The following is a 516-nucleotide window of genomic DNA, read 5'->3' as shown; positions in this document are numbered from 1 at the left end:
GCTGGTGCGCAGGCTGCGCAGCGCCTCCACCGCAAGATCCGCAGGCGCTGCACTGGCAAGCAGTTGCGGCCCTGCGTCCACGCCGCCCCGATTGCGCTTGCCGCGACCGGCTTTGCGCGTCTGCGCCAGGCTGGCGGAAGCGCTCAACGGGATGGCCGCATACACCGGCAAGCCCAACTCCTCGATATCGGCAGGGTCTTCGATCCCTGGGTTCAGCATGCGCAGCACAAATACGCAGGCAACGGACAACAGCGCGCCCAGCAGGGTCATTGCAAGGACGATCATCGCTTTCTTCGGCGCTACCGGATTGCTCATGTCTGCAACCGCTGAATCAACGATGCGCACATTGCCGACGGTGCCCGCGCGCGCTACATCCAACTGCTGCGCCTGATTCAGCAGCGCGGTGTAAAGCTCGTTGCTGACGGTCAGGTCGCGGGTAAAGCGCAGCAACTCCTGCTGGGTGTCAGGAAGGTTGCTGACGTCGTTGCGGAAGCCATCCTTGCGGGCCTGCAGCCC

1 protein-coding gene is annotated in these 516 nt (G+C 64.3%); it reads right to left on the bottom strand.

Annotation, left to right across the window (positions count from 1 at the left end):
* Positions 1-516: GNVR domain-containing protein (locus tag ABB27_RS18690; RefSeq protein ID WP_275452874.1), on the bottom strand; the 516-nt coding region annotated here is incomplete at both ends.

Origin of the sequence: Stenotrophomonas terrae (assembly GCF_001431465.1) — a bacterium.
Taxonomy (GTDB): Bacteria; Pseudomonadota; Gammaproteobacteria; order Xanthomonadales; family Xanthomonadaceae; genus Stenotrophomonas; species Stenotrophomonas terrae.
The sequence above is the reverse complement of the archived record's forward strand: the minus strand, read 5'-3'. Positions and strand labels throughout refer to the sequence as shown.